Source organism: Campylobacter sp. US50a (assembly GCF_004379015.1).
Lineage (GTDB): Bacteria > Campylobacterota > Campylobacteria > Campylobacterales > Campylobacteraceae > Campylobacter_D > Campylobacter_D jejuni.
In genome coordinates this window covers 1-847 of the sequence record NZ_RYYJ01000051.1, presented here as the reverse complement: position 1 = coordinate 847, position 847 = coordinate 1, and the positions used below count along the sequence as shown (strand labels likewise).

Sequence of the window (847 nt, the reverse complement as noted above, 5' to 3'; positions counted from 1 at the left end):
CCTCCTACATTGACATTTTTAGCTAAGTCTATGGTTTGAGTATGAATCTTTTTAATCCTTTCATTATAAATTCCATCCACTATAGAATCTTTATCATTTAAAATTCTTTGAGTGAAATTATGCTGGACTAATTCATCATAATCCTTTTGGGCTTTTAAATAAATTTGTTCTTTGTCTTTTATATTTGAGAGGGTAAGTTCAATGGCTTTGTTTTGTATAGTTTAAATCTTTAGTCATTTTAACACTAAATGCGTTATTCCTTGTGTTGTTTTAAAAGCAGGTTTATTAAAATAAGCAAATAAAATTAATTGATATTTTTCATTCATATTATAAAGTATATTCCTATCATCTTGTGAAAGCATAGAAGTATTAAAGGCTATATCATTTCCTTGAAGATTTTCTAAAATCTTAATTTTAGATTGATTGCATTCTAATTCCTCTTCTTTTTTTATACAATATGCCCATTTAATTGTCTCATCGAAGAAAAATTTCTCCTCATTATTTAAGTAAGCTCTAACAAAAATAGTTTCATTGTAAGGGATTTTATCAGTAGTATTTTGCTGTTCTTTTTCTTTATAAGCTTGCAAACTTGTGATATATAAATTCTTTCTTGAATTTTTTATTTGTTTTTCATACCCATTTGCCTCAGTATCTAAATAAAGATTTTCTCCAAAATCTTGCATACTTACTTTATTTGTAAAAGTATAGCTTCCACCTTTCTTATCTGCAGAGCTTAAAGAGACTATTGCCACATTTCCAATTTTGTGCATTTGACTTGTGCTAAAGCCTTCTAAGGTTTTTGTAGCTATAATACATTTTGTAGCCCTTTTAAAAAAAGAAGAGTTTT

General features: G+C 26.9%; 1 pseudogene. It reads right to left on the bottom strand.

Annotated elements, in window-relative coordinates:
• Window positions 1–233: 233 nt before the first annotated feature.
• Window positions 234–847, bottom strand: a pseudogene (locus ELQ11_RS09590) (hypothetical protein); the annotation flags it as partial.